The organism is Legionella quateirensis (assembly GCF_001467955.1).
Lineage (GTDB): Bacteria > Pseudomonadota > Gammaproteobacteria > Legionellales > Legionellaceae > Legionella > Legionella quateirensis.
Window position 1 is genome coordinate 1 of the sequence record NZ_LNYR01000038.1, and the last position, 26,247, is coordinate 26,247.

Genomic DNA, 26,247 nt, shown 5'->3' on the forward strand with positions numbered 1-26,247 from the left:
CTTATAAAACCGAATTGAATTAATTTAAGTCCCGAAAGTTCATATAAAACCCCGTCTTTGCGAGCAGCGCGAAGCAATCCATAAAGGCGCCTTATTGGAGATGTGTTCTGGATTGCTTCGCGTTGCTCGCAAAGACGATAGTTTGTGCTGAGCGGTCGGTAGTTATCCTCACTAGCAGACGAAGAGGATTACTCCGGACTACGATCTGAGTAATCCTCTTATAACTTATAAAACCGAATTGAATTAATTTAAGTCCCGAAAGTTCATATAAAACCCCGTCTTTGCGAGCAACGCGAAGCAATCCTTAAAGGCGCCTTATTGGAGATGTGTTCTGGATTGCTTCGCGTTGTTCGCAAAGACGATAGTTTGTGCTGAGCGGTAGATAATTATCCTCACTAGAATAAGGAGTGGATTACTCTGGGCTACTTTTGATTTTCTCTTTTAATTCGATGTCTTAAGGATTGAACCATTTTATTAATGTGGATTCGCCTAAATGATCATAGATGTAGGATAGGTAACGAGAAAGTTCCAGTTCATAATCTTCAAGGATGACGTTATCTTTATTATCCATTGGCTCATGATGAAAAAAGGAGCCATCAAGATAATCCTGACAAAACTTATGGTAATCACGGGTAAAGAGCAAAAAAGTGTGCCACATATTGTCGATATCATTCATTTCCGCATGGATGACACAATTGAAATTAAAAGATGATTGGTAAGGATAGTACGTTCTATCCGATTGGTGTTTATGACATAGCCAGATAAATTTCATTAATTCAGTTAAGGCGTCATCAGCATCCATTTTAGATTGAGGAAAATCGCGATTATAACGGGTAATCAGTCTATCATTTTTGTAGTTGAGCAAGTTATTTAAATCGGGAATCATGATATCTCTGTCTGGTGACACGTTTACTGGTTTAGAGAATCTCAGTCTGGATGGTTGATCCCTACTGAGATTTGAATGAATCAGAATTAGTGAACGCAGGTTCCTGGACCACAAAAACCTTGTTCTATTTTTAATAATTTTTGTTGAATAATTTTTGTGATAATCGCATTTTTCATCATACACTCTCCATAGTTTTAAGAACGGTTGACTGTAATTTAACGCAGGAGACTCTGTCAATTAGTTACTTTTGAGTAACTATATTGAATGAGGGATTCAGAAAAGACAGGATAAATCATGAGTATTAGAAATTGGACTGAATATTATAAAAAGACTGAAAAAAAATCAGTTCCACGTAAAACTCTATTAAAGGCGATTGAATTATTTGATATGGAACAGACTGGTGTTCCAAAATTAGCGATTGATTTAGGTTGTGGCTCAGGTGTTGATACCGAAGCGCTGCTGCGCTTTGGATGGTCGGTACTGGCAGTTGATGCTCAAGAATCAGCAATTGATTCCTTATTAACAACAATTCCTCGTTCCTATTCAGGTCAGTTAAGGTCACGGGTCGCATCGTTTGAAACATTGCCTCATTTGCCTCCAGCGTATTTGATCAATGCCAGTTACAGTCTTCCCTTTTTGACGCCCAATAATTTTTATCAATTTTGGCATCTTATTTTAGATTCATTGCATCCTGGAGGACGATTTGCAGGAACTTTTTTTGGGTTAAGGGATGGTTGGAGCACGAGAAGTGATATGACTTTTTTATCAGCAGAAGCGTTAAAAGATTTATTTTTAGCGTTTGAAATTGAATTTTTTGAAGAAGAGGAATTGGCACATCCTGATGCAATGGGATATGAAAAATATTGGCATAAATACTTCATCGTGGCAAAAAAGACAGGTTGAATAGTCAATTTTGCCACGAATCGGCAGTGACTTAGTTAACTCTTTTTCACAAACTGTGATTTGAGTTTCATTGGCCCTATCCCATCAATTTTACAATCGATATCATGATCGCCCTCAACCAGTCGGATGTTTTTCACCTTCGTTCCCACTTTTACAACCAGTGAAGATCCTTTGACTTTCAAATCTTTAATGACTGTAACTGAATCGCCATCCTGAAGGGTGTTGCCGTTAGCATCTTTTATAACGCGAGTCTGTTCCTGATTGACTTCCTGACTGTCTTTCGCCCATTCATGCATGCATTCAGGGCAAATATATAAGACGCCGTCTTCGTAGGTATATTCAGAATTACATTTAGGGCAATTGGGTAATTGATTCATAGTAGGTTCCTGCGTTGATTAAATAATGTGAACAGGACTTATGAAAAAGCCCAATCTTTTGAAAAGAAGGGATTTTTAATTCAGGCATTGACTGGAATTAAACCAGCACATTAAACATGTCATTTGCCTCGATCTTGGATTTTTTTATAAGTCCACAGGTTGAATGATAACGCATTTAATAGGACGAGGCATAATTATGCCCATTTAATCCTTTGTTGGAGGAATTGGTCGTATCAATTTGAGTCAATATAATCATAATTGATACGACTTTTTAGACAGGGTTTATTATTGTGGATTAAACGTTTCATCAACTTGATGAGCCGATTGATTCTCAGTAGTGTTTCCCTTAGAAGGATTATCAACCTCGAGCACTCCCGGAAAGTGGGGCACAGGTAAATCACTCTGCGGAACAGGCGACTTTCCACCTAAAATACTTAATGTGGTGATACTGCTGCCATTATTGACTGAGGGTTCAGAATTGAGTTTTGAGCCCTCGGTTGGTACAGGCTGTCTGGCTATATCAATGATTAATCCAAAGACTCCGGTTATAGTCGCTGTGTGGGCGCCAAGTACAGCTCCAAGTGCCATGGCTCCAAATAGACCTAAACCGAAAGGAGCAAACACCCCACTGGCAACCAGAGCAAACCCTACTATAAAGCCAAGAGTAAAACCTATTCCAACGGATGTGCCCATTATTTTTGCAGGACGAGAATTTGATGGCAATGATGAAGAGTGTTGTGTTTCTGTATTAACGGGTAGAACGGGTATTAAGGGTGTCCCTTCATCCTCATCATTATGACCCATCGATTTTTGACCGTTTAATACTGAGTTCGGCACATCAATTTCACCGTGTTGTGGATCGGATTGAGGCTGTTCAGAGTTCAAATTTAGTGCTGATGATCCGATGCTTAACGTTCCAGGAAGCGGTAAGTCCACATGTGTTGGTTGCGTAACCGATACAAAAGAAGATGGCTCAGTGTTCAGTGAATCATCATTTTCAATGTTGAGATCTATTGTAGGAGAATCTGGTTTTAAAATGTCTAATCTGACCTCTTGCAAATAACAGTCCCAATCAAATTGCCCTGGTTCTTTATTAAACCCTTTAATTTGATCTTCGGCATAAAAATTCACTTTGGCTGCAGCAATCATCGCAGGGTAATCATTTACACCATCATCATCAAGAATATACAAAGTTGACGGGCGTTGATCTTGTCTAATACGAGCTTTAAGATCCCTATCAACATCCTGTAGTTTATAGCCGCTCTGCATAATGTTTAATTTATCGATTTCTACATCAGAAAATCCCTGATATTTAAATATCGCTTTAATGTACTCTGCACGATTTCGCGTAACGATATTGATACTGACCTGGTCATTTTTTAGCAATTCATGGAAAAATTGTACGGCAGAGGGTGCCATAAGCATGTCTGCGTCAGGCTGGGTGACATCAAATTGGTCGTTATAAACTCCAAATTTTTCAACGAATAGTTTTTGAATTTCCTCTACGGACTTCATCGGTGCTCTTTTGTAGTCCTGAGTTTTACCTGCTTCATAACCAATTAAAAGCGATTGATAGAAGGGTGAAAATACAGCTTTAATTCCCACTCTACTGGTTACTGTTCCATCAAAATCCGTATAGATTACCACTTTGGTCATTATCGTTTATTCCAAAAAGTTTAATAATAGAGCGAATAGTGTATAAAAATTTTCTTAAGGAATTATTAAGACAGGATTAATTCGGTTCATTCTGATTATTTAATGAACCGAGTTTGCCTGTGCCACTTAGGAACATGATTGCTTTGCAGGAATGAAATAAATTTATTTCAGACCTAGTTCTGCAACAAATGCCAATCCCAGTTTAGAGAAATTAACCATATGCTCCAAATTAATGATGTCCAGCTTATCTTCAGAAGAGTGAATATAGGGATTGTCATCATCCAGGGTTGTAGCTGATGGATAGCAGGCGCTAAATCCTTCCCTGGTCCAATTGGCGTGATCGCTGCAGGCATATCCGCAACGGGTATAAGCAACTGGAATTTTGACGTACTGAGTTAATAATTGAGCAGTAAACTGTGTTAGATCTGAATCAACATAATCTTTTAGTAACCATATTGTACTGTCTTTTGGATTTGCCCTGAATCCTGCCTGATCTAACTGCATTACCGCTTTAACAGGAATACTCTTATTTAAAAAATGGTTCACGACATAACCAGAACCGACCAGACCGCGTTCTTCTGCAGCATAGGCAATTATATACACAGGATGATCGAGTTGAATCTCTGATGCTAACAATGCTCTGGCAATTTCAAGCGCGACAGATATGCCACTGGAATCATCATCTGCTCCGGGCATGGTTCCATCTAAAGTATCAATGTGTGCGCCAATTACAATAGCTTCAGTCGATTTATCTTTACCAATTACGGTTACCGTAGAAGGTTGAGGGTATTTTTTCCCTGTTGTAACAAAGTAACTGTCTACATCTGTACGCCCATATTCCTGAGCCAGTGTATCGAATTGTTGTTTAAACCAATGCGCTGCAGCAATACCGGTATCTGTTTTCGCTGAACGATTAAGATAACTGGTCAGATGCTGATTGGTTTGCCAAATCTTGCTAGGGTCAATCAGCTTATATAACTCTTGAACCTGCTTTTCATGATGAATTGGATAGGATTTATTTGAGTATAATTCTTTATTTTGGGTGAAATGCTGTATTAATTGCTCTGAACTGAGTGGTGGATGAGGATTATTGGAGTAATAGGCATCCAGGTTAAGAAATTTCCCACACGTTAATCTGTTCTGGTGTAATGTGTTTAATACTTCGTTATCCAGTTCGGTTTCAATCAAACTGAAATAAGCTGATTGATGAATTAATCTGGCTTTATCTTTGAGTTGGTTCACCATACAGTTAGCAACAATTAATCGATCTTTTTCAATTGCTGTTTGAGCTATTCCTGGTGCGCTTAATGACCCGAATAATACTGCTGCTGATAGAATACTGTTTCGACATAACATAACCCAAACTCCATTTATTGAGATTGATGCACTATATAACAAACAAATAACAAACAATAAAGTTATCGCTATGATTAATATAAAATTAAATGGTGATTTTGAAGTTTAATTTCAGTTATTTCGCTTGGGAAGGCAGCGGCATTGATTGTTTCTCAATGCCTCTGAATAGTTTAATTAACCAGCGAATAGCCGGATTGTCTGGCTTCGTTAATGCGGTTATCACGTGATTCAATTTCTTTTTTGGAAAAGAAGAGTCCGGCTTTATTGGTGATACCTCCGGCAATTGCAGATGCAAACCATGGAAAATTGGTTTTATTATGTGATTTAAAGAATAATCCGCCCCCATAAGTAGCATTAATTGTTGCCAACGCCTCTACTTTTTCTTCAACTGAAATATTCATATTTACAATAGGCAGGTCCACAGTTGCATTTTGATCCAACTTGAATTCTACGGGTATCAAACTGGATTCTACTGGTCCTGTATAGTGAGTTGTGTTGATTTGATTGGTGCTGGTGGATGGGTAGGTGAATTGCATGGATGAACCAATCAGGCCGGTGTATTGAATGATGAGTCCGGTTACCGTGCAAGACAGCATGGCATAAGACAGGGAATCACAAAATGATCCGCCAGACCGATATAAATGCTCTTTAGCAGAGGGATTACTGCATTCAACTCCATAGTGTTCTCTTAGGGGCCGGCGATCAATGCGTCCTTGTTGCCATAATTTTAAATTAGCACTCAGAACGTTCAATACCGTGCCTGCCCCAACAAAAACCAGGCTTCCAAGTTGAACGGTACTCGGTTGAATGTAATCTTGAAGTTTATAGGTAATTCCATCATTTCTTGCGAGAGTATGTTGGAAAGGTATTGAGCCGCTGATGCAGTAATTTAACTCTATGGCATCAATGCCTACATTCACTTTACCCGTTGTATTGGCTGATCCCGAGTATGATGCTGTCAACGTTTCATCTATTGCATAAGAAACGGGGAGAAGTGCACCACCGACCATGCAGGCCATTGAGCCAACTCCATTGATGGTGTATACGGCAGTATCAATTACAGTATCTATGGCATATTCGTATGCCGCCCAAAACCTATCAGTCCATTTCATTTTATACTTCTTTATCTTCATTTTTAAAAACTAAAACTCACCATACTGGATAATGAAGAGTCAAAGTGCCCGAATATAAGAGTATCATAAGTTAAATCAAAATTTGAACTGTTTTTAAAAAATTAAAGCGATTCGTTCTCCTGAACTTTAAATAAAGTTTCTTGATTATGAGTCGATACAGATGTTGATGATTCAAGGGTGATGCTTATGAAAATAATAACGGTAGGTGCTAACCAAATACGATTGGTTATAAGTCAATGGATACTCCATTTATTGGGTCTGGTGATTCTTATCTGTAGTTTATTTTCAATTTCCTTTTTGATGTTGGAATACACGATTGTTTGTAAAGAGAAACAATTAAACAGTGCCAGGTCATGTACCTTAGAAAGCAACATTTTTAACGTCTATCACTCAACTACTGGCCTGGGGCAGTTAAAAGGTGCCTTTGTTATGAGTGGTCGTTCAAGTAAAGGAGGGACGGTTTACTCGGTAAATCTGGTTACCGATAAAGGTACTGTAAATCTTACAGGCGGCAGTTCAAGTGGCCGAACCAATAAAGACAGTGCTGCTCAGGCTATAAATAACTATGTCAGCCAAAGTCTCGATACCCATTTTAAAATACCATACCCTACACCTTGGTGGGTTTATGTTTTAGCGACATTTATCTCTTTGTTGGGGATTGTTTTACTCGCGGTAAGAGGGGTCAGCGTTGATTTTGATCGGATATTAAAAACAATCATAATTAGACGAAAAGGTATTTTTCAAACAGATGAAAAAAAATTATCATTTTCAGACGTTGAACAAGTGATAATTCAGGAAAGTCGTGGAAGCAAAGGAAGCATGACCTACCGCTTGGCGTTGGCAATTAAGGATCAACCAGCATTACCTTTCGTAAGTACTTATGATACTTCCTTAACCAAAAAAGAGCGTGTTGCAAAACAACTCAATGATTTTATGCAGATACATGATGAGTCAAAAACCATACTATAACGTGTCAAATCCACGGTATTCTTCCCAGGGTAAATTTTCTCTAGTATAGAAATCTACCCTGGCAAGTCGAGGACCATTTTGGAGCCAGATATGGAATTGCTCCAGTTGGTCTCTTGTACCGCAGGCAAAGACTTCTACTCTGCCATCATCCAGGTTTCGTGCCCAGCCACTTATTTGCAGTTTATCCGCTTCGATTTTGGCTGATGCCCGAAACCAGACCCCCTGAACTTTTCCAGAAATGTAACAACGCATGCAGAGTTGATTTGTCATAATAATTAACGTCGCTATATATAATATGCCGATAATAGGGTCTGTAGACCATTCATTTTGTTACTTATCAACAGCGTATATTGATAGTTACGTAAGGTCCCCCTACTGAAAAATTACTTTGGGTATGTTTGGCACTTGATGTAGACAGTGAACCTGAATCAATGGGAATAACATTGGTATTGGTTTCGTAACTTGAAAGTGGGTTGATGTACAATGCGCCCATATAGCCTGCTTCAAACGTTAATTCAGTTTTTTCGTTATAGACATAAAGGTAACTTAAGCCCAGTTTTGCATCCAGAGCAGTAACCAGTTGATTCACCGTGGGATTAGCAAGTCCTTCACGATTGACGTAGATCTGCGCTGCGATTAATTCTTTGGATGTTCCTGTAAACTGATATTGAGCTGGTTGCATTCTTCCGTACAGAAGCGAACCTGCGAACTGGCCAACCAGGTGTATACCTCGATAAAACTCATAGTTATTGTTCAGTCCCAATCGTGGTCCTATACCTTTGTAAGAAGTTGTATTATTAAATACAAAGACAGGTAATGGTAAACCATGGAAGGTAGATACTAATTGTTCTTTGATAAAAACCGAACTTATTCCAGTAAACAGGCGGCTTTGCAGATTAGAGCCAAAATTGATAAATTTTCCCAGATCGAGATTGATTGAATCGTAGTTAAAATTCAGTTGGGTATTGGCTATTTTTAATAAAGAGATTCCGGTGATTTGGCCTGTAGTGGTTGGTGGTGTACCCGTTTGTGAAAAAGGAGAAACCCATTGTGAAGTTGGATTTACCATTACTCCATCACGGTCGTTGGAATTGAGATGCGACCAGTTAAGTTGGACATCTGTTCCCGGGTTAGAGAACACATAACGAGCTCCCAGATTAAAGCCTAATTGATAATCGGGTTCTATAGTCTGAACACGCCAGTTGGGTGATGGTATTGGGAGTACCGTTGTGATGACTGCCCAACCTAGATTATCAGTATGGGGCTGAAGGTAGGTCGCGCTTGCTGTAAATTCAAATCCGGGTTTCAATTCTGGAATGTACACTCTGAATGAACTGTCATCTTTGACAGCTCCGGCTTCACCTGCAAAGCTTAATGCACAAAGTAGTTGCAAAACAGTCATAATAATAAATCTATTGTTCATGTGCTGATGTATCCCTTCATAAATGTTTTATTGTAAAAAATTCAAGTTCCTTCATTGGGCTAATGTGGCTTAAATTTCCACCGATGATTGGAGTTGAATTGAGCATTGAGACCTTGATGTGACAAACCATTGCTCAGCTATGGCTGTCGTTTGGGGCTGATGCTGTTTTTCGAGGCAATATTATCATAGTTGTAACATAATATAATGATTATTAATGAATTATTAATGAATTATTAATACGGTTCTTTATAAACCAGAACTTGGCACGGTAGAAATCCAGGGGGACGATACACCATGAACTATTAATAAAGCTATTTTGTTTATGGCCTATACGTAATTTCTTTCAACCTATTTGTTGGCAGAACGCCCCTATCCAGTGGGTCATGATCTATACTATCTCTATAACCAAAGTCGTTGCGGAGCAATATAATGCCGGGTCTAAGGCATTGAATTAATATGGACTTATTCATGAGGGTTTTTCGATGGAACGTACAGTTGCAGTAAGGTCTGATCAAGATGAAGGGCCTCATACGAATCAATTAGTGACTGAAATTCTGGGTAAATCGCTGGACCAAAATGAAGTGACTCTGTTATTAAAATACAGTCACATTGACTCATTCAAATCAGGAGAGACTTTTCTGCGTCAAGGCCAAAAAATTGATGGTATTTATCTCCTACTGGAAGGCATCGTTTTAGTAAACGCCATCATAATGGGACAGGGCAATACCCGTCTTGAAACCTTGTTCCCAGGTCATTTTCTAAGCACGATCAGTTTTATTGAACACAGTCCATGTCATACTTCTTATTTAGCAACAGATTCAGTCTTATGTTTATTTATACCGAATAGATACTTTCAACGGCTTTCCAATGACTACCCTGAAACAAAATATAAACTCATGCACCTGATTACGGGACAGATATGTGCTCGATTAAAAACCATACATGATATTGTTACTTCATTTATTTCTGAGTCTGAGATGACCAGTTTATCGTTTTTCGAGAGAGTACTTTATTCATTGAATCAGCCAAAGAAATTAATTAGTGCAGAACGTGGTCTTGATCAGGAACTGTTACAAAAAAGTCCTCTATTTAAATCGTTCACCAAAGAAGAATTTGATGCGTTATTGAATTATTTTGAACTGTTAGATGCCCCCAAAAACTGTAAATTAATCAATGAAAGTGATAAAAATGCCTCTTGTTATCTTGTACTATATGGTGGAATACAGACCTGTATCATTCAGGAAGGGAAGCATGCCAAATTATCAGTTATTGGTCCTGGTACTCTTTTGGCCAGTATAGGATGCATCGATACCGCTTCAACATTTAATATAACGTACATAACCTGTGAGCAGACAGTATTATTTAAATTGTCAGTTACATCCCTTCAATTGATAAAAGAAAGCAGACCCGAACTTTGGTATAAATTATTTGAATTGATTTGTGGTTCGTTGACGGCATTGAAAAAATCCATTGATAAACTGAATATACGTTTACATACTGAAACCTACAATAGGTAAAAAAATATGTGCAGAATATTGACCTATCTTGGCAAACCCATAGTGGTTGAAGAGTTACTCTATAATCCGGATAATTCGTTTATCAAGCAGAGTTATAATCCCAAATACATGTCTCATCTACTTAATCTGGCTGGATTTGGAATGGCTGCATGGGATAGCTCTTCACATAATCCGAAGTTTCCTTATCTTTATAAGACGCCTCAATTGCCCTTTTATGATGGTAATCTCCGTAATCTTGCTTCTAAAATTACTCCGGACTGCTTATTGGCTCATCTTCGAGGGGTTGCTTATCATGAAGGTCAGATTGTTTCAAATCAGAATGTTCATCCTTTTGTTTTTTCCGGTTCGAATGTAGTGCTGGCTCATAATGGCTCTTTAGCCCATTTTGATTTGATGCGTTATGATTTGTTAGAATACATCAAGCCTGAATATAGACAATTTATTCATGGAACAACGGACAGTGAATGGATTTATTCGGTATTTATCTCACAATTACCTGATCTGGTCGGTACTTATGAAACGGCAGATATTATTTCCGCCGTGCTTGAAACTTTAAACATACTCCGAACCGTGCGTCAAAAAAGAAATATAAAAATCAATTCGCCAGTCAATCTGTTTATAACCAATGGTGAATTCATAGCCGCAACTCGTTTTGTTTTGGATTATGGATGGCAACGGCTGGACGCAATACCGGCAGCCCACTCGGGTTATCACTCATTATGGTATACCTATGGTGACAGTTATGGTTATTATGATCATACCTATAAAATGAAAGAGCACAGCGAAAAAACAAGCATTATCATTGCTTCAGAACCTCTGACTGAAGATACCACTACCTGGCTGGAAGTTCCGGAGTATACAATGGTAGTTGCCAGACGCTCTGGGCAGGAAATCATAATAACCTCCCAGGATATTAATCTATAGATTGGGCTATTCAGTCAAAAAGTGTTGAATTAAATGATTGACCTTTGTGGCTTGCTCCACTGGGCTTGAATGTCCTCCTGGTATTAATTTTAATTGCGCATTGGGTATCCCCTTTGCCAGATTTATACATTCTTCAGGCAGAGCAACTATATCCTCCTCAGCGCTTATTACCAAAGTTGGGGCGATGATGTCTTTGATCCAGTTTCTGGAGTCAAAAGGTAATAAAGCTTTAAATTGACGCTCCTGATCCTCGATGGATTGTGGGAACGGGTTATTGATTAAATCTTCCTTAAAGGCTTTGATGTATTGCGGATTAGCAAGATAATCGCTGGAAAGAAACCAGGTTAAAGCTGTGTCAATGAATAAATCGAACGAAACATTTGCTTGACGTAATTTAAACAGATTTTCTAAAGTTTTATGTGTACGGACATTAAATTTAGCGACAGAATTCAAAATAATTAATCGCTTAACGTGTTGCGGGTGATTTTTCGCAATAAGCTGTGCAATTGCTCCTCCCATGGATTGACCGAGTATGTGCGGTTTTTCAATTCCTAATTCATTAATTAAAGACAAGGTATCTTGCGCCATATCCTCCAGAGAAAAATCTGAGCCTGAATCATGTGTTTGGCCAATGGCTCTATTATCAAAGATGAGGACTTTAAAGTGTTGTGCCAAATCACCCAGCATGAATTTCCAGAAGGTATGATCGCCCGTATAACCTGCAATCAATACTAATGGTTGACCTGATCCATGAAGCTCATAATAGACGTCAATTCCATTCGCTTTGATTATTGGCATAATCGCTCCTTATTAATTGGTTAGCGGCATGACTTATTTAATACTTCGGGTACTCTTTTTACACATCGGCCTTCATGCGAAAAACATTTTGATCAAATAGTTGTCAGTATTTAATTTAGACTATACTTTCCTAATAGAGCACTTAGTATCATTGTAACAATCTGGAGCTGAAAATGCATGATAAAAAAGTTCTTGAGCGATTGATTGTATTGAGACAATTAGAAGAAAAAAAACAATTAGAAGATAAACAAATGCAGGAATTAAATCAACTTATAGAGAAGAACAGTCACTTGGCCAAAATGTCTGTACTGGAAATGCAAGAAGAGTTGGCAAAAGGAAGGGATTTACAGCAGGCAGATATTGTAAGTAAAAACCTTGACCCCATAATTGAAGATTATAAAAAACAATTTGGAAAAGAAGATTGGTATAAAGAACCCAAAGTTGAAAATGGCAAGGTTACATTAGAGTTTCCATCAAAGGAGGCTTTGAGTGATTTTATGCAAAAGCAGGCTGAATTAAACAGACCTTTTGTTCTCGTGGATCAAGCAACCAATAAAGTAATGGCTTATTCAAAAGGTGATGGCACTCTATTTCATGGTGACGGCAAACCTTTTGTCAAAGGAGATGAATTAAAACCTTGTGGAGTCGACATCGAAGAGTATAGAAAACAGCAAAGGAGTCCCTCGAATTTGTCACCAATGGCTGAAACGGTGAAAGACCCTAGCAATGCAATTCAAAGCGCTGAACTTCTTTCCTCCAAAGACGAACATGCAGAAAAAGAGGACAGTGACACTTTCGATAATGATAAACAATCAGATATGCAATTTGGGAGCTAATTATACTCAATACGATACCTTGTATTTGGGATCAATAGGGGTAATCTGGTGCATCATGCGCATAGAGGGGGCGATGTACTTGCAATATCGAGGTTTTAAACATGATAAAATCAGACACGCCGCCCAGACATATAGGTCTTGTTACCGATGATTTGAAAGGTAATGGCTCTGTAGGGCGTTATATTATTCTTACGGGATCAGATGGCAGAGCGAAACGCATCAGTGAACATTTTGAATTCCTTCAGATAAAATCTCATCCACGACAGCATAATTGTTATCTTGGTATTATTAAAGATGGTCAAAGAAGCCTGGATGTCGCTGCCATATCTACGGGAATGGGCGGAAGCAGTTCTGACATTATCATCACAGAATTAATGTTGCTTGGGGGAAGTCGTTTTCTAAGAATTGGCACTGCAGGAACACTCTTACCGAATCAAGTCTGTTCGGGAGACCTGGTTATAGCTACAGGTGCAGTGCGTGATGACAAAGCAAGTTGGGATTATATTTATAGAGAGTATCCAGCGATAGCTTCCCTGGAATTTGTTCTGGCCTGCCAGGAAGCGAGCCAAGAGATGTCCTCAACAGCATTTAAGGTTCATTCTGGAATAGTTCATTCTAAAAGCTCATTTTTTGCCAGAGAATTTGGTTTTTCATTTATAGACGACAACAGTTCCTACATGATGGCTTTGAAGAGAGCCGGTGTCTTGGTCAGTGAGATGGAGTGTGCGCAATTGTTTATTCTATCCAGTTTGCATACTGCGTTCAGGCACGTTTCGAACTCACTTTATCCTGCCATTCTGAGTGGCGCAATTCTGGCCGTTATCGGCAATGATATTGAGTTTGATCCCGATGAATTACTGATCCAAAAAACTGAAGAGAATGCGATAGAACTGGGATTAAGAAGTCTGTTCAAATTAAAGCCTTAGGAAACTGAATTAAAGTAGCCTGTATTAGCGAAGCGTAATACAGGGATTTCGAGCCACATCAAGCCTGTATTACGGCTGCGTGTATAGACCGGGCACATAGGTAACACTTTACAATCAAGCATCATTATTTTATGAAATAAAATAATATTAAAACAGAGGATGAGTCGCATCCATGCTTATCTCTTGCTTGTGATTAGTGGTCTGGATATAATCTGAGCATTGTATACCTTCAAGACAGGAACAACAAAAACCCCCATCTCTTTGCTAAACGGAATTTTTAATTCGATTCGTCTAAATTCACTAATTAAAAATGCTTTTTACCTGAACCGGGTTGTTTGTAAGTCCTGCGAGAGAGATTCTGATGTTTTATTTTAAACAGGAAAACAAAGGCTTTAAAAAACAAGCGCCTCCAACTCTCGAGTTTGAGATGTCATTAAAAGACTATTTGACCTTAATTATCCTTAAGCTTCCATGTGAAGAAGCAATAACTGTTTGCATGGACATGGTTCAATCAGGATTGAAAATTATTAAATTGCCAATCAATGTAGAGGAACTGGTGAAAACCCATGCTAATCCCGAAACATTAGAACAGGAGTTAAGCGCTAATAACGTAAGTGAAGATAAAAAAGCAGAAATCATACATTGGTTTAATGAAATGAGAAGTAACCAAGATTTTGATGCACACTATGATTGTGAACTGGATTTTAGGCCAATGTTTTAACGATCAAAGCGGACCTGTATGTGGCTACGTTAATCATGTGCAGATTATTCTCGCAAATAATATCTAGCGTACGTGTAAGGTGATACGCTTGCTTCTGTTTCCGTAACTACTCGTAAAATCCAATCACAGTACATCCATGAATGGATGACGTTTCTTGAATTATAAAATCTGTAGGATATAAAAAAACTGTCCCTGCAAAATCAAATGAAGCATCAAAACCCCATTCAATTAGCACAAGACAGTTCGTGTATCATCACTTGATTTGACTCTTTAAATAATAATCCTTACTTATAAAATCCTGGAAAAGATACTACACTTGAAACGTTATGTTCTTCTGGAATAATATCTAAAGCTGACTTTACAATTGAACTTGAAGAAGAACTAAAGATACTATGAGCCACATGGTCGCTAGGTTTATAAGAGGTTTGGGCGATAGCATCGGAACTACCCGTACTTATGACTCTATCACTGTCTGACAATTGTTCATGCGCCGGCCTGCTTTCCGGTGCGGAAATCTCCAGGTGCATTAAAGTTTCTTTTGAAAGACTAATCAGCAAAGAAACTAATTCATTCTGTTCAACACTGGCCAAGCTGAGTAGGGATTCTTGTAACGAGTGCAAACAAATCTTCGGTTGAGTATCGCGATAACTCATTGCCATCAACCAGTTAACTACATATTCATTGTTGAGCAGATTTAATACTTTTGTTCTAATTTCATCATCAGAATGAGTTCGTTGCTTTGGATGTATCGTGACAAGCTCCATAGATGTGGCAACATCTTTTCGAAGTTCTTCAATTAGGTAAATGAAATGGTTAACAATTTTAGTTTGAATATCACGTGCTAATTCAGGACGTGTTTTAAAATAGGCATTTGTAACCGTATCCGTAAATTTAGTAAATAACCAGGGAAATGCCTGATTGGCAAACAGAGCAAAATCACTGGGATCCGTGCTATCAAAGGTGACATACATTCTGTTTGTTTGACGATCTTTACTCAATTCAAGATCAAATTCTGTACGGAATTTTTTATACATGGATTCACAAAGAACGCCTAATTGGTCCGTTGGGATATTGGGATTTATAGGCGAAACTTTTTGATGATATTTCTCAGCCACGTGTGTTTCTGCTTTAATTCGAGTTTTTTTATAAATTTTATTTGCCCAGATATCAAATACAGTTTCACCAACCAACACATAACTATTGGATACATGTGCATCTTTTGTATCATACATCCTTAACTCAATTGATTTTTTTTGATCAACCGTGAGATCTCTCATATGTAATGATGTATAAAGGGCCGCTGCCATTTCGCCACAATTTCCAGCTCCGGTATGGCGTAGTGCGGCCATCATCAAATAAGGGTACAGAGTTGGATTAATTACCCGATTTTTGTCTGGATAATGCGTATATACTCTATGTGCCACATTTCGAAAATACCCACTTAAACCACCAGTAGGATCGAATTTATGGTTGGAAGAACCTAAAAAGTGCATGCTTTTAATGTCTTCAATGACTGCTTTTACCTGCACATCAATACTGGATTTATCAATTTTATGGAGCATAGAATAGCCTCAATGGTCTTGTTATTTGCAAGTTAGTCGCAAATTATACATGCCGATGCAGCCAATTACAACAATAATGCGCTGTGTGATCAAAATGCGGGCATCTCTGCTGTGTTATGCCACTGTTTTATTTAAGTACCGGATCCCGAACAGATTTAAAACCAGGCCATAGAAGGGAACAAATGCAATTAAGCTGATTATGATTTTAAAAAAGATATCAACAACAGCTATCTCTGGCCAATGTTGATTTAAAAAAGGATTTGAACTGTGATAAAACGCAATAGCAAAAAACAAAATAGTATCGATGAAATTCCCAACAGTGGTGGAAAGCGTGGGGGCGAGCCACCAGGAAGAGTTGTTTCTATAACGTTGAAAAACAAAGATATCAAGAAGTTGCCCAACAACATAGGCGATAAAACAGGCGAATGCTATGCGTAAAGGCATAGGATGCAGAACAAAAAAATCACCCCAATTTTGTGTTTCCAAATAACTCGCTACGCAATAAGAAATCACTAATCCTGGAATCATACTACGAAAAATAATATTCCGTGCGGTAGTAGCGGAAGAAATCCGGGTAGTGAGATCAGTTAAAATAAAGATGGCAGGGTAAGTAAAAGCCCCCCATGTTGTATGAAAGCCGAGAAGTTCAATTGGGTATTGTACTAATATATTGCTGATTGTTATTAAAAAAATGTGACAAAAAGATAAAATTCTGGTCGAAGTAATGCTTAAGTGAGTATGATTCAATTCCTAGAGTCTCCCCTAAATAAATCTCTGGAATTTGGTATTCCAAAGTTCATTGTCGTCTTTAAATAATCAGATTGCCAATATTATTGTTTTTTATAATGATAAATCAATAAGCAAGCACAGGTCGGGTGCTTTGCTCCGACCTACACGGATTTTATTGGTTAGTACGCTGTTCTAGAAACAGGTTCGCGAAACTCTGAGGTGTATCCGCTTTTAAATTGAGCTCATCAAGATAGACCAGTTTAAAATTGGATTTGCCAGCGAGGGAACTGGCATCGGGATATTCCGAGTACTGTTTGAGAAGAGGAAAAAATAACGATTGGCCAATGACATAGCGTTTGTCACGGCTTTCAGGTGTCATCCCCCATAAGTTTTGATAGGTAATAGCCGCTGCTTTATTTCCCTCAATATCCTTATTGCCAACATAAAGCATCACATGACCGCCAATATAAATAATGGTCATCAGCGGATGTCCTTTTTCTTTTAACAAGCTGATGCGTTCATCTACGTCTTTTTTGGATAAATCCAAAGTTGAACTCAGTTGGGCTTGTTGAGCCGAGTTTCTGGGCAGCCAAATACCAAATGGGGTAAATATGGCTTTGAGCTCTTGAGAGCAATCATTAAAGAAAAAAGCACCACCCCAACCATAAGGCCGATTGATTAGTTGGTTCATTATTTTGACCAAATTTTTGGGGGAGGCTGTTAAAGGCATTATAGTCGAGGCGTTTGTATTGATAATGCCAGTTTTAATCAGGGCTTGATTATGGTTATTTTTAACGGGGATCAGGATAGAGGTTTGCTGGTTGTTTCGTTGAATCATCGGAAATACAGCGCCAATATACCCGGTGAATTTAAATTGCTGTTGCGAGTCAACAATACTTGCTTCCGTTTGGGTGATGGCAATAAGGCTATGGTGTGCTGCTTTTTGCCATTGACTCACAAATTCAGATGAAACATAGGCGATATCAGTACTTTTAACCCAGGCAAAATAACCATCCGGCGTTAAAACTAATGACCAGGCTTTGTCTTTTGACATACTAAAAACATAAAGTGGAGTTCCGGCCCAAATCGCTGATTCTTGCAAATTATCAAATGGAAATCCTTGGCCAGGCAGACTGGCATGAAAAAAATCAGGAGCCGTATCGGGCAATGCTCGCGCATAGGTATTTGTAACTGAAATCGCTCTATTCTCTTCTTTGAACTCACTCATGGCTAACGCGTATAAGTCCATGTTTTCTTTTATTTTGTTCCACCAGGTTTGGTCGTGTTCCTTGAAATTCTCCGCATAATGTTTGTCTTCATTTGCTTTGTTTTGATTGTTAAAATCATCCAGTATTTCGGGTTCAATTTTTTTCATCAAGGGTAAAATGGACGAGACCATTTGTTCGCTCCAGGGCGATAGCCCCTCAGCATCGCTTGCGTAATAGTGTTTGTACAATTGTTTTAACTGAGCGTTTTGATATTCGGTGCTTACTAATCCTTTATCGTATTGTTCACCATCTACAGGCAGGTAGTCATTAGCATTTTGAGAATAAGCTGTGATGGGAAAATCATAAATGGGTACTTCCATTGCAGAGCTTGTGGCAAAATAGAAGAGTAAAAAAGGGGCAATGATGAGTTTTGTTATTACATGCCGCGTATCACACAGGGTATAGTTCATAAGACTTTACTTCACAGCAAAAGGGTCGCATGATAACGATAAACGCATATTCTGTCAATTTATTAACCAGTTTGAGTGATTGTAAATGAGTTATAACTATTCTGTATCAATAGTGGTTTTTGCCGTATTGATGTCTACAAACACTGTTTCATTGGCTGCTCATCGGACAAAGGATGCATGTCAGATTCTGAGTTTATCCAAACAGGTGAAAAAAATAGCACCACATTCATCACAAATTATTGTTGTTAAGTCATTGGGTGGCTTTAAGGCCAACATGACGCTATGCCAACGCCAGGGAGCACTTTGGAAATCCAAGGGTACTCCTTTTTATCCTGTTGTTATTGGAAAAAATGGGATGGCTTCGATTGGAACAAAGAAAGAGGGGGATTTAAAAACACCGGCTGGTTTATATCCGATTGGAGAGGCATTCGGAACACAGCCGTTGGCACTTAAAATGGACTATAAATACATCACAGCAGATGATAAATTCATCGATGATGTTAACAATAAACGCTATAATACCTGGGTGTCCGGGGCAACCGATGCGACAAGTTATGAGTCGATGTTAATCGAACCTTATACCTATGGCGCTGTCATAAATTACAATATGAGTCCAACAAAACCGGGAGCAGGCAGCGCCATTTTCATGCACGTATGGCGCTCACCCAATTCACCCACCGCGGGATGTATTGCTATGGAAAAAAAACATATGTTTAAGATTCTTCATTGGCTCGATAAGGCGCAACATCCTTATATTCTCGTGCATTAAGTGCGGCAAAAAACGAGTTGATGCGGTACACGCGACAGTCGGGATTAAGAAATCGATATCTGCGTGTGGCATGGCATCTCTGTACGCTTATTGTTGGTCTATAATAAATCATATAGACTAATTTTGGCTCTTTTTATGGGTTTGTCAGAAGATTTTGTCCAGCAGAATCCCGAACTAATCAAAAAATTAACAAATGTTGGTATTGTGCAGGAACATATTGAATATGGTCCATTGAATAAAAATCCTTATACCTATGCCTTTGAACATTTGGTTTCTGCATTTCTTGCTCATCAAGCCGGAAACAGTAAAGACCCTGTTACATTTGAAGTAAAAGATGAGATCCTGTATGCAACTTATCAAAATGAGATTTTTGATATGAGTGAAATACTACGTTTTGCAAACATGAATCATTTATCATTGAGTAAAGAAACCGCAGCACATTATGAGAAATTTATTACTAGTGGATTATCAATGGAAAAACCAGGACTGCCAGATCTTGAAGGAATTCCTACAAATAATGATTATATAGAACGAGAAAAATCATCGACAAAACCTGATGCAGTGAACCATTTAAATTGGTCGGAAAAGAGCGCAATTAATATCTATTCAGGTGGATTTTATGTCCCTTGTAATAGTTTATTAAGAGGATCGACTGGTCCAATATCTTCATTTGACTCAAGACAACTGGGTGAAACATTGAGCCATATTGCTTTTGTAAGTAGTGGTCTAAATCAGATTTCAGAAACCCTTCCGTTGCATACTTTTAGATCCGAAGAAAAATTCAGCGAAGATTATATTGATGAACGAATTAAAGCAGTAGAAAATGGTGGTCAGGTGACGCAAGAGATGGCGTTCATCAGTACCTCACATGATAAGGTCGATTCAGAATTTATGCGGGCAATGACCCAGGAAGGGATAGATATCGGTGTAATGACCGGTATTGTATATTCTAATGTCGTTGGGAAATACATATCGAGTATTTCAAAAAAACCGGATGAACTTGAATACCTGATACCTCCTACTCAAATGCAGTGGATTGGTTATGATAAAAATCCAAATGGGGGTTGTATCTTTCATGCACAACCAGTGAGCAGCTTGACAGGATTAAGTGACAAGCAATCAAGAGGCCTGGATGCGGAACATCCAGCAGTAAAAAGCTCTAATAGTGGTTTCTACACAAAAATGATAAAGGAACAATTAGCAGCAATAAAGGAAACGAACCCCGATAATGCTCCTGTTGATGATACATCACACTCTTCAACTCCCCAAAATCGCTAATCAGTAATACGTCGATTTACGAATAGATGTGTATTATTTTATTGATGATATAAAGCAATAAAAGTTGGTCCTTGAAATGAAAAGCAGCTGTTGAGCGCTGGTTCTATGTCTTCAATTGATTGTATTTCTTTGAGTTGAGCACCAAAAGACAAGGCAATTTGCTGAACATCGATTGGTGGATTATTCAAATCTAAGGATAAAAATTGTTTATCCCTAGGTGATTTATTTTGAGAAAAGTCAGTTTTTAATACCCTGTATTCTTTATTAATAAAACAAATGAAAATCACCGGAATATTATATTTAGCTGCAGACCATATCGAATGAATAGCATACATACTTCCACCATCGCCCACAAAACAAATAGAATGACGTTTCGTGGCTAGAGAAATACCTGTTGCTAATGGCATAGCCCAGCCAAGGCCCCCCCCTCTGGGGGAAAAATTAACATGAGCAAATCCAAGTGTTGTTGCAATGTCTTGTACCGTACAATCCTCTGATGAGCCTTCCGTTATCAAATGAACGGATCGATCGACTTTATTTAACAGGGCAAAAATCAGATAATGCAGTTGATGATGTTTGTATTTTTTTTCCAATTCTTTATTGTCAACAATGGGTTTAAGCAGGATGCTTGTTTTATTAATGTTTAAACGTTTGCTAATGGCTGTTAAAGTTGCCTCCAGATCACCAAGTATCGCCAGATCGCATGGATAATCGAAGGCGAGATGTTGTGATGATCCGCAAATGTGTATGAAATGAATATTCTGCGGAATGGATGCCTTACCCGTGTAAAGATACCCTTTTATTTTTTCTCCTAATAACACAACCGTATTATAGTGCATCAAAAGATCATGAACGTCTCCGGATTTATCGGGCAATCGACCTTTATAATTTAAACTTAATGGATTAATTACTTCACGGACATGATATGGAGCCGCATAAACATCAGCACCTAAGTTATCGGCAATGAGGTGTAGTAAGTTAATACTGTTTGAAGATCCTGTTTCATAATCAGCTATAAATGCAAGTTTTCCTTTTGCTGGTTTGACTAATGCGTCACACACTTCATCAATTTCAGTGTTGTCACAGGTATTTAAAAATTTTGTTTTTTTTATGGCGACTTCATCAACTTTTTCTTGCCAGATATCCATGGGAATGGATAATAAAACGGGGCCTGGGGCAGGTAAAATTGCTTGAGCATAGCAACGTTGTAATGCAACAGCCAGATCTTTGGCTGCAGTAACTTCATAGGCATATTTAACTGCGGTTTGAGCTAAAGTAGTTAATTCTCCGGACATTACTGGATCGTGAATCAGATAAGGACGTTCATGTTGGCCAGCAATTATGAGTAATGGAATCCCTGATTTAAAAGCATTATACAGATTGCATAGTGCATTCGCTAATCCAACATAATTATGTAAATTAACTACAGCTGGCTTCTTGGTAATCATGGCATAACCTGCCGCAATACCTACTGTACTGGATTCTTGTAATGTCAGAAAATAAGTGGCATTTGCGCCTTGTTGAATTGTTTCCAGGAATGCCAATTCTGTGGAACCGGGATTACCAAAAACATAATCAATTTCAAAAGTGCTTATAAACTTATTAAGAACATCGCTTCCTGTTTGCATAGAGACAGCCGTCCTTCGTGCTATTTTCTTAGTTCCATTCCAGCATAAAAAAAATACCAGATCAAATTTAAAAATTATAACTAAGTTGATTCATCTTTTTACAGGTCTCTTCATTGCCACGATCACAACGGTATATGTGTTTAAAGGTTGTAAAAAAATTTCACATTGTATTTTTTTTGATCCGGTATATAATTGAGCATCAATTTTTCATATTAAATTAAAGGATAGTCATGTCTTCAGAATTAACTATAAGTTATCTAACGGGTTCAGCAAAAGTAATTAGAAATAATTTTAGTAGTGATGACATCATTTGGCGTAAGCCTCGTCCTTTAGGACAAATGTTCTTTCAGCCTTATGAATCTAAAGAAGAATTCATTTTTTGTGCGCGTCACACCATTATGCCAATCTCAGCAATCGCTTTGACGATATTAAACCCCGCTGCAATGCTGGGTGTGACTGGTGTTTTTGGTGGTTTATCTCTTGTATGTGCTGCCTTAGGTAAAATTAATCAGTTATGTGGAGACGAGCGTGGCGCATCGTTTTTTTTAGATATGGCAGATTTTCTTATTAAAGACCTGACTCAGCTGCTCATAGATGTACTGGTTTTACCATTATCCTTGCTGGCACTGTGTTCTCGAGGAGTTTCAACTGGATTGCAAGCTTCAGGAATTTGTAGCGAACAGGATGAAACCCCATCTCCGACTATCTAGGTAATCGCAGCTCGTATTAGACGAAGTCGTAATACGGGCATCGCTTCAGCTACTTCTCAATGTCCTACTAAAAACCAAAGAATAAAATTAACTGTTGTTTCGTATCAAAATCAGAGAGAAACGTGTATTACGACTTCGTCAAATACAGGTTACTCTCGCTTCATTATTATTTTCATTGAGAATAATAGCTCGAGCACCTAAAGTTGATATACCAAGAAAAGATTGGTATCTGCGTAGAACGCGCATCGCTATTTGATACAGTGGGGTCATGTTCATGTCTGTAACTCTTTATTTTAAATTAATTTATAGTACTCCAAATCAACTTCAGGTAATAACGTTATGCCAGTGGGATATCAGATTGTATAAAACAGTAAACAATCCTAATGCTAAAGAAGTACTGATAATCACAGGGTAGACATTTTCTTTATGAGCTATCTTCATCTCATCTTTGGGCGGCTCAGGATAGTGTGCAAGTAAATAAACCATTAGTAGTACACCATAAAAATAGAGTGAATGAAGACTTATCTTGTATATAAATGGGTCCATATCATGAGATGAAATGTAGGGAAGAGGTGCATTAATCAAAAATAAACAAATAATCCATAACAAAGAAATCTTGGGTACGTGATTCACTGCGTGCCAGAGGAACGTAAGAGGCATGAGCAAAAGCGAAAAATAATAAAGCCAACCCATAGGACTCATCAATACCATTAATGTCAAAGTCAAACAAAATGCACGATGACGTTCTGAGCTGTAGCACAAAAAATTTATTTTCTTTATATACCAAGCTAATAAAACCAGAGACACACAAAGATAAATGATTTTTATAATGAATAAATGCTGGCGCGCGTAGTCAAGCGTACACAAACGAAAAAGAAAGCCAGAAATAGATGCATTCCAATTACCTCCTTGCCACGGGATATTCAAAATCATTTTAAAATAGAGAACATAAATGTCCGGCCCCCTTACTAATAATGGCCAAAGACATGCAAGTAGTACCGTGAGCAACATCGAAGCCATTAACTTGTAGCGTTTTTGACTAAAAGCAAAAATAAAAAGCAATGCAGGGAATAATTTTATAGCAATGATAATTCCCCAAAAAATTCCTGCCCAATAATCACGATGTCGAAGAAAAAAATAATAACCCGCAGTAACAAAAAATAATAAAATACCGCCAATTTGGTTGTAGCTTGTATTCATAAGAGTTGAATACATAGCTAAATAGATACAGAGGTAAGTAAGCCAATGTTGATTAAAGTACGCCGTTGGAGAAATCAGATGTAAACTCAGTAACGCTCCCCAGATACCTGAAATAAGCGAAATACCAAACCAAATTGACGAAGCGGTTTTAATATTTAAGTGTGCTAATGGGGATATTAATTGTAAAAAAAAGGGAGGATTCAAATTTTCAGGGACCACTACCGAATTAGGTAAAAAAGTAGCTATGATTGCTTTATAAGGATTGAGTCCCTCAAGATATGCAAGAACTGACGCATAAAACGAATAAAAATCCAGCCTCAATTGCAGCGTTCTCATGTAATAAAAAAGCATGCAATAAATGAATAGAATCACCCCAAATAAAGCTACTTTTTGCGGGGTTATTTTAAGTTTGATTCGTGATGAATACGGCAACGTAATTTTAAAATCCTTGGATTTGACCTGTTCCATCAGGTCACCTGACCCATTTTATCGCGGAACTATTGAATTTTAGAATGTAGCATGATCATTTGTTAGTGTATACCTGGCTCCATAAAGATAGGTATAAGTTAATACAGATGTCATACGAATTAGCAGTCGTAGCCTGAGAGTAGGCCCAAAGGGCAGTATCCCAGGTTTACATTCTACATTCATTCTCCAAATTCTCTTTGAACGCCATCATAGTACCTATTTCCCTGCATTACGCCTGCGGCTAATGCAGGTTGGCTGAATCTGGTTTTAAAGTAACACATTCACACTTTGGTTGAGTACTGTTTGTGCTTCTAATCTAAAGTATGTGATCGGGTATTCTCTTCCTCAGGGTTTTGCGTGTTTTTAGCGTTATTGATAATAAAGTAAATAATGATCATAAGAACTGCTGCTACAGTGTAATATTTCATAAGATCCATTGTAAACATTAAGGCGTCTTCACCTGAGCAGATCATGCTGTAGCCAGGAGCTTGTCCTCTGTGAGCTTCCATGCATTCATTAAAAAACGTTTGATTGTATGCCATAGTTTTCATCCTTGTATGTAATTTTAATGACAGTGCACCTTATCGTGATTTGAAGTAAAAGAAAAGTAGTTATAGATCAATAATTTCACTGTTCGCATTATAAAGCGAACTCTGGGTAGAATATTGTGTTCCTATAAGCAAGGAATCTGAGTCAGATCGTGCTTTGTGCTTCTTATTATGAACAAGCAAAAGGCGCGATCTGGCTCAAGCTTTAATATGCTTTATACCATGAGCTATTTTAAATATAACCAGCACTCTGTTATTAATTCTGTTTCAGCAACTTCATGCTCAAAATTGTAATAACAAAAAATGCAGGGCAAATCCCCTAACTCCTCACCTGATGTTGGTAGCCAGTCACGATATAATCCATATACAGTATCGCTTATGTTATTACGTGATCCTTTGTGTACCGCTATAGCGTATCGACCAGCAGGTAATCGTTTTTCAATTATCTTCCCTTCAATTTTCAGTTGCTCAGGCACAGTGATGCCAAGATCAAAACGAAACTCTTCTGGCGGTGTCGTTTGAGGATCATCATATCCAAATCCAAAAGCCTCTCCCGCTTTAGGTTTTAGGCTAATTATTTGAGCTTTAGCCCAGCTAATTAATTGATTAACACTATCTCCCACTGTTTGAGGATCTCCTCTATGTTCTAATACAGCCAAACGTCTTGCTTGTATATTCTCAATCGTTACATTCATGATCATGTTACCTTGTTTAGGCAAACAATACGGGGGTTGTTCCCAGGCTCGCCAGCTTGATTGGGTTCTAAACTCACTTGGGTTTAGATTGCAGGCTTGTTTAAAGGCTCGAGTAAATGATTCATGTGATTCGAACCCCGCATTGATTGCAATTTCAATAATGGGCGTCTCTTTATTAACAATTAATTGGTGAGCCGCTCTTTTTAGACGCAGCCAACGAATATATTGTTGCAAAGATAATCCAGTAAAAGCCGTAAACAAACGATGAAAATGATATTTTGAAAAACACGCAATCTCGCTTAGTTGATCTAATGAGAGTTTGTCATCAAGATGCTTACCAATAAAATCAATTGCTTTTTTTAATTGATGATCATAATTCATACTGTTCTCACTCAATTTATCGTTTTATTTACTAAGGTTAAGGTTACTCTGATCCTAAACGGGTTGTTTGACCAATATTGCTAAAATTAATTGAAACAGGCGTAGATACTGTCTTTAAATGCAAGATAAATTTTCATTAAAAGGCAGTTTACTTTTTAGAACTCCAAAGATGATAT

Annotated in this window: 26 protein-coding genes; 10 read left to right on the forward strand and 16 right to left on the reverse strand. The window is 38.0% G+C overall.

What is annotated here, in order from left to right; translation table 11 throughout:
- Window positions 1–454 precede the first annotated feature (454 nt).
- Window positions 455–886: a glycine-rich domain-containing protein gene (locus Lqua_RS13340; protein ID WP_115148647.1), complete on the reverse strand. Its 432-nt coding sequence runs from the start codon at window positions 884–886 to the stop codon at window positions 455–457.
- Between the two features lie 294 nt (window positions 887–1,180).
- Here Lqua_RS13340 and Lqua_RS13345 point away from each other — a divergent pair, with 294 nt between their 5' ends.
- A complete protein-coding gene (locus Lqua_RS13345; protein ID WP_058474781.1) occupies window positions 1,181–1,789 on the forward strand; it encodes a class I SAM-dependent methyltransferase in 609 nt (202 codons plus the stop codon).
- A gap of 35 nt (window positions 1,790–1,824) precedes the next feature.
- On the opposite strand, the gene Lqua_RS13350 is transcribed toward Lqua_RS13345, so the two are convergent.
- The 4 genes from Lqua_RS13350 to Lqua_RS13365 all read right to left on the reverse strand — a co-directional run bounded on the left by Lqua_RS13350 (window position 1,825) and on the right by Lqua_RS13365 (window position 6,290).
- Window positions 1,825–2,166, reverse strand: coding sequence for a zinc ribbon domain-containing protein YjdM (locus Lqua_RS13350; protein ID WP_058474782.1), 342 nt, complete (start codon window positions 2,164–2,166; stop codon window positions 1,825–1,827).
- Between the two features lie 285 nt (window positions 2,167–2,451).
- Window positions 2,452–3,822: an HAD family hydrolase gene (locus Lqua_RS13355; RefSeq protein WP_058474783.1), complete on the reverse strand. Its 1,371-nt coding sequence runs from the start codon at window positions 3,820–3,822 to the stop codon at window positions 2,452–2,454.
- A gap of 162 nt (window positions 3,823–3,984) precedes the next feature.
- Window positions 3,985–5,178, reverse strand: coding sequence for a M20/M25/M40 family metallo-hydrolase (locus Lqua_RS13360; protein ID WP_058474784.1), 1,194 nt, complete (start codon window positions 5,176–5,178; stop codon window positions 3,985–3,987).
- Window positions 5,179–5,348: 170 nt separating this feature from the next.
- The gene (locus Lqua_RS13365; protein ID WP_058474785.1) at window positions 5,349–6,290 is read right to left on the reverse strand and encodes a hypothetical protein; all 942 of its coding nucleotides are present in this window, start codon (window positions 6,288–6,290) and stop codon (window positions 5,349–5,351) included.
- Window positions 6,291–6,497: 207 nt separating this feature from the next.
- Between Lqua_RS13365 and Lqua_RS13370 the strand changes: the two genes are divergently transcribed.
- Window positions 6,498–7,280: a hypothetical protein gene (locus Lqua_RS13370; protein ID WP_058474786.1), complete on the forward strand. Its 783-nt coding sequence runs from the start codon at window positions 6,498–6,500 to the stop codon at window positions 7,278–7,280.
- On the opposite strand, the gene Lqua_RS13375 is transcribed toward Lqua_RS13370, so the two are convergent.
- Together Lqua_RS13375 and Lqua_RS13380 are read right to left on the reverse strand one after the other, a co-directional pair.
- Entirely contained in the window at window positions 7,275–7,550 is a 276-nt protein-coding gene (locus Lqua_RS13375) for an acylphosphatase (protein ID WP_058474787.1), read from the reverse strand. The two genes, Lqua_RS13370 and Lqua_RS13375, sit on opposite strands and share 6 nt — an antisense overlap.
- Window positions 7,551–7,617: 67 nt before the next feature.
- Entirely contained in the window at window positions 7,618–8,703 is a 1,086-nt protein-coding gene (locus tag Lqua_RS13380) for an Lpg1974 family pore-forming outer membrane protein (RefSeq protein ID WP_058474788.1), read from the reverse strand.
- A 482-nt stretch (window positions 8,704–9,185) separates the two neighbouring features.
- Between Lqua_RS13380 and Lqua_RS13385 the strand changes: the two genes are divergently transcribed.
- Together Lqua_RS13385 and Lqua_RS13390 are read left to right on the forward strand one after the other, a co-directional pair.
- A complete protein-coding gene (locus Lqua_RS13385) occupies window positions 9,186–10,220 on the forward strand; it encodes a Crp/Fnr family transcriptional regulator (protein WP_058474789.1) in 1,035 nt (344 codons plus the stop codon).
- A 6-nt stretch (window positions 10,221–10,226) separates the two neighbouring features.
- Complete coding sequence (locus Lqua_RS13390; RefSeq protein WP_058474790.1) at window positions 10,227–11,144, forward strand: class II glutamine amidotransferase; 918 nt, start codon at window positions 10,227–10,229, stop codon at window positions 11,142–11,144.
- Window positions 11,145–11,150: 6 nt separating this feature from the next.
- Here the strand turns inward: Lqua_RS13390 and Lqua_RS13395 are convergent, their stop codons facing one another.
- A complete protein-coding gene (locus tag Lqua_RS13395; protein WP_058474791.1) occupies window positions 11,151–11,942 on the reverse strand; it encodes an alpha/beta fold hydrolase in 792 nt (263 codons plus the stop codon).
- Between the two features lie 173 nt (window positions 11,943–12,115).
- Between Lqua_RS13395 and Lqua_RS13400 the strand changes: the two genes are divergently transcribed.
- From Lqua_RS13400 to Lqua_RS13410, 3 genes are all read left to right on the forward strand, one after another.
- Window positions 12,116–12,778, forward strand: coding sequence for a hypothetical protein (locus Lqua_RS13400; RefSeq protein ID WP_058474792.1), 663 nt, complete (start codon window positions 12,116–12,118; stop codon window positions 12,776–12,778).
- A gap of 101 nt (window positions 12,779–12,879) precedes the next feature.
- Complete coding sequence (locus tag Lqua_RS13405) at window positions 12,880–13,704, forward strand: nucleoside phosphorylase (RefSeq protein WP_058474793.1); 825 nt, start codon at window positions 12,880–12,882, stop codon at window positions 13,702–13,704.
- A 361-nt stretch (window positions 13,705–14,065) separates the two neighbouring features.
- On the forward strand, window positions 14,066–14,425 hold the full coding sequence (locus Lqua_RS13410; RefSeq protein ID WP_058474794.1) for a hypothetical protein: 360 nt from the start codon (window positions 14,066–14,068) through the stop codon (window positions 14,423–14,425).
- A 284-nt stretch (window positions 14,426–14,709) separates the two neighbouring features.
- On the opposite strand, the gene Lqua_RS13415 is transcribed toward Lqua_RS13410, so the two are convergent.
- The 3 genes from Lqua_RS13415 to Lqua_RS13425 form a co-directional block, all read right to left on the reverse strand.
- On the reverse strand, window positions 14,710–15,987 hold the full coding sequence (locus tag Lqua_RS13415) for a hypothetical protein (RefSeq protein ID WP_058474795.1): 1,278 nt from the start codon (window positions 15,985–15,987) through the stop codon (window positions 14,710–14,712).
- A gap of 114 nt (window positions 15,988–16,101) precedes the next feature.
- Window positions 16,102–16,734 carry a 7-cyano-7-deazaguanine/7-aminomethyl-7-deazaguanine transporter gene (locus Lqua_RS13420; protein ID WP_058474796.1) on the reverse strand — a complete coding sequence of 211 codons (633 nt, stop codon included), beginning with the start codon at window positions 16,732–16,734 and terminating at the stop codon, window positions 16,102–16,104.
- A gap of 154 nt (window positions 16,735–16,888) precedes the next feature.
- On the reverse strand, window positions 16,889–18,394 hold the full coding sequence (locus Lqua_RS13425) for an SH3 domain-containing protein (RefSeq protein ID WP_058474797.1): 1,506 nt from the start codon (window positions 18,392–18,394) through the stop codon (window positions 16,889–16,891).
- Window positions 18,395–18,479: 85 nt separating this feature from the next.
- Here Lqua_RS13425 and Lqua_RS13430 point away from each other — a divergent pair, with 85 nt between their 5' ends.
- A complete protein-coding gene (locus Lqua_RS13430; RefSeq protein ID WP_058474798.1) occupies window positions 18,480–19,163 on the forward strand; it encodes a L,D-transpeptidase family protein in 684 nt (227 codons plus the stop codon).
- 135 nt (window positions 19,164–19,298) lie between these two features.
- Entirely contained in the window at window positions 19,299–20,441 is a 1,143-nt protein-coding gene (locus Lqua_RS13435) for an ADP-ribosyltransferase (RefSeq protein WP_058474799.1), read from the forward strand.
- A gap of 38 nt (window positions 20,442–20,479) precedes the next feature.
- Here the strand turns inward: Lqua_RS13435 and Lqua_RS13440 are convergent, their stop codons facing one another.
- Window positions 20,480–22,069 carry a thiamine pyrophosphate-binding protein gene (locus Lqua_RS13440; protein WP_058474800.1) on the reverse strand — a complete coding sequence of 530 codons (1,590 nt, stop codon included), beginning with the start codon at window positions 22,067–22,069 and terminating at the stop codon, window positions 20,480–20,482.
- A gap of 230 nt (window positions 22,070–22,299) precedes the next feature.
- Here Lqua_RS13440 and Lqua_RS13445 point away from each other — a divergent pair, with 230 nt between their 5' ends.
- A complete protein-coding gene (locus Lqua_RS13445) occupies window positions 22,300–22,779 on the forward strand; it encodes a hypothetical protein (protein WP_058474801.1) in 480 nt (159 codons plus the stop codon).
- 138 nt (window positions 22,780–22,917) lie between these two features.
- Here the strand turns inward: Lqua_RS13445 and Lqua_RS18245 are convergent, their stop codons facing one another.
- The 4 genes from Lqua_RS18245 to Lqua_RS13460 all read right to left on the reverse strand — a co-directional run bounded on the left by Lqua_RS18245 (window position 22,918) and on the right by Lqua_RS13460 (window position 26,071).
- Window positions 22,918–23,055 (reverse strand): hypothetical protein, encoded by a 138-nt coding sequence (locus Lqua_RS18245; RefSeq protein WP_157076146.1) that lies wholly within the window; start codon window positions 23,053–23,055, stop codon window positions 22,918–22,920.
- A 48-nt stretch (window positions 23,056–23,103) separates the two neighbouring features.
- A complete protein-coding gene (locus tag Lqua_RS13450; protein ID WP_058474802.1) occupies window positions 23,104–24,447 on the reverse strand; it encodes a glycosyltransferase family 87 protein in 1,344 nt (447 codons plus the stop codon).
- 311 nt (window positions 24,448–24,758) lie between these two features.
- Window positions 24,759–24,989 (reverse strand): hypothetical protein, encoded by a 231-nt coding sequence (locus tag Lqua_RS13455; protein ID WP_058474803.1) that lies wholly within the window; start codon window positions 24,987–24,989, stop codon window positions 24,759–24,761.
- Between the two features lie 233 nt (window positions 24,990–25,222).
- Window positions 25,223–26,071: an AraC family transcriptional regulator gene (locus tag Lqua_RS13460; RefSeq protein WP_058474804.1), complete on the reverse strand. Its 849-nt coding sequence runs from the start codon at window positions 26,069–26,071 to the stop codon at window positions 25,223–25,225.
- Between the last annotated feature and the right edge of the window lie 176 nt (window positions 26,072–26,247).

What these genes read in the sequence shown, in the direction of transcription:
- Lqua_RS13340 (WP_115148647.1), bottom strand. Translation starts at nt 886, where the DNA reads ATGATTCCCGATTTAAATAACTTGCTCAACTACAAAAATGATAGACTG.
- Lqua_RS13345 (WP_058474781.1), top strand. Translation starts at nt 1,181, where the DNA reads ATGAGTATTAGAAATTGGACTGAATATTATAAAAAGACTGAAAAAAAA.
- Lqua_RS13350 (WP_058474782.1), bottom strand. Translation starts at nt 2,166, where the DNA reads ATGAATCAATTACCCAATTGCCCTAAATGTAATTCTGAATATACCTAC.
- Lqua_RS13355 (WP_058474783.1), bottom strand. Translation starts at nt 3,822, where the DNA reads ATGACCAAAGTGGTAATCTATACGGATTTTGATGGAACAGTAACCAGT.
- Lqua_RS13360 (WP_058474784.1), bottom strand. Translation starts at nt 5,178, where the DNA reads ATGTTATGTCGAAACAGTATTCTATCAGCAGCAGTATTATTCGGGTCA.
- Lqua_RS13365 (WP_058474785.1), bottom strand. Translation starts at nt 6,290, where the DNA reads ATGAAATGGACTGATAGGTTTTGGGCGGCATACGAATATGCCATAGAT.
- Lqua_RS13370 (WP_058474786.1), top strand. Translation starts at nt 6,498, where the DNA reads ATGAAAATAATAACGGTAGGTGCTAACCAAATACGATTGGTTATAAGT.
- Lqua_RS13375 (WP_058474787.1), bottom strand. Translation starts at nt 7,550, where the DNA reads ATGACAAATCAACTCTGCATGCGTTGTTACATTTCTGGAAAAGTTCAG.
- Lqua_RS13380 (WP_058474788.1), bottom strand. Translation starts at nt 8,703, where the DNA reads ATGAACAATAGATTTATTATTATGACTGTTTTGCAACTACTTTGTGCA.
- Lqua_RS13385 (WP_058474789.1), top strand. Translation starts at nt 9,186, where the DNA reads ATGGAACGTACAGTTGCAGTAAGGTCTGATCAAGATGAAGGGCCTCAT.
- Lqua_RS13390 (WP_058474790.1), top strand. Translation starts at nt 10,227, where the DNA reads ATGTGCAGAATATTGACCTATCTTGGCAAACCCATAGTGGTTGAAGAG.
- Lqua_RS13395 (WP_058474791.1), bottom strand. Translation starts at nt 11,942, where the DNA reads ATGCCAATAATCAAAGCGAATGGAATTGACGTCTATTATGAGCTTCAT.
- Lqua_RS13400 (WP_058474792.1), top strand. Translation starts at nt 12,116, where the DNA reads ATGCATGATAAAAAAGTTCTTGAGCGATTGATTGTATTGAGACAATTA.
- Lqua_RS13405 (WP_058474793.1), top strand. Translation starts at nt 12,880, where the DNA reads ATGATAAAATCAGACACGCCGCCCAGACATATAGGTCTTGTTACCGAT.
- Lqua_RS13410 (WP_058474794.1), top strand. Translation starts at nt 14,066, where the DNA reads ATGTTTTATTTTAAACAGGAAAACAAAGGCTTTAAAAAACAAGCGCCT.
- Lqua_RS13415 (WP_058474795.1), bottom strand. Translation starts at nt 15,987, where the DNA reads ATGCTCCATAAAATTGATAAATCCAGTATTGATGTGCAGGTAAAAGCA.
- Lqua_RS13425 (WP_058474797.1), bottom strand. Translation starts at nt 18,394, where the DNA reads ATGAACTATACCCTGTGTGATACGCGGCATGTAATAACAAAACTCATC.
- Lqua_RS13430 (WP_058474798.1), top strand. Translation starts at nt 18,480, where the DNA reads ATGAGTTATAACTATTCTGTATCAATAGTGGTTTTTGCCGTATTGATG.
- Lqua_RS13435 (WP_058474799.1), top strand. Translation starts at nt 19,299, where the DNA reads ATGGGTTTGTCAGAAGATTTTGTCCAGCAGAATCCCGAACTAATCAAA.
- Lqua_RS13440 (WP_058474800.1), bottom strand. Translation starts at nt 22,069, where the DNA reads ATGCAAACAGGAAGCGATGTTCTTAATAAGTTTATAAGCACTTTTGAA.
- Lqua_RS13445 (WP_058474801.1), top strand. Translation starts at nt 22,300, where the DNA reads ATGTCTTCAGAATTAACTATAAGTTATCTAACGGGTTCAGCAAAAGTA.
- Lqua_RS18245 (WP_157076146.1), bottom strand. Translation starts at nt 23,055, where the DNA reads ATGAACATGACCCCACTGTATCAAATAGCGATGCGCGTTCTACGCAGA.
- Lqua_RS13450 (WP_058474802.1), bottom strand. Translation starts at nt 24,447, where the DNA reads ATGGAACAGGTCAAATCCAAGGATTTTAAAATTACGTTGCCGTATTCA.
- Lqua_RS13455 (WP_058474803.1), bottom strand. Translation starts at nt 24,989, where the DNA reads ATGGCATACAATCAAACGTTTTTTAATGAATGCATGGAAGCTCACAGA.
- Lqua_RS13460 (WP_058474804.1), bottom strand. Translation starts at nt 26,071, where the DNA reads ATGAATTATGATCATCAATTAAAAAAAGCAATTGATTTTATTGGTAAG.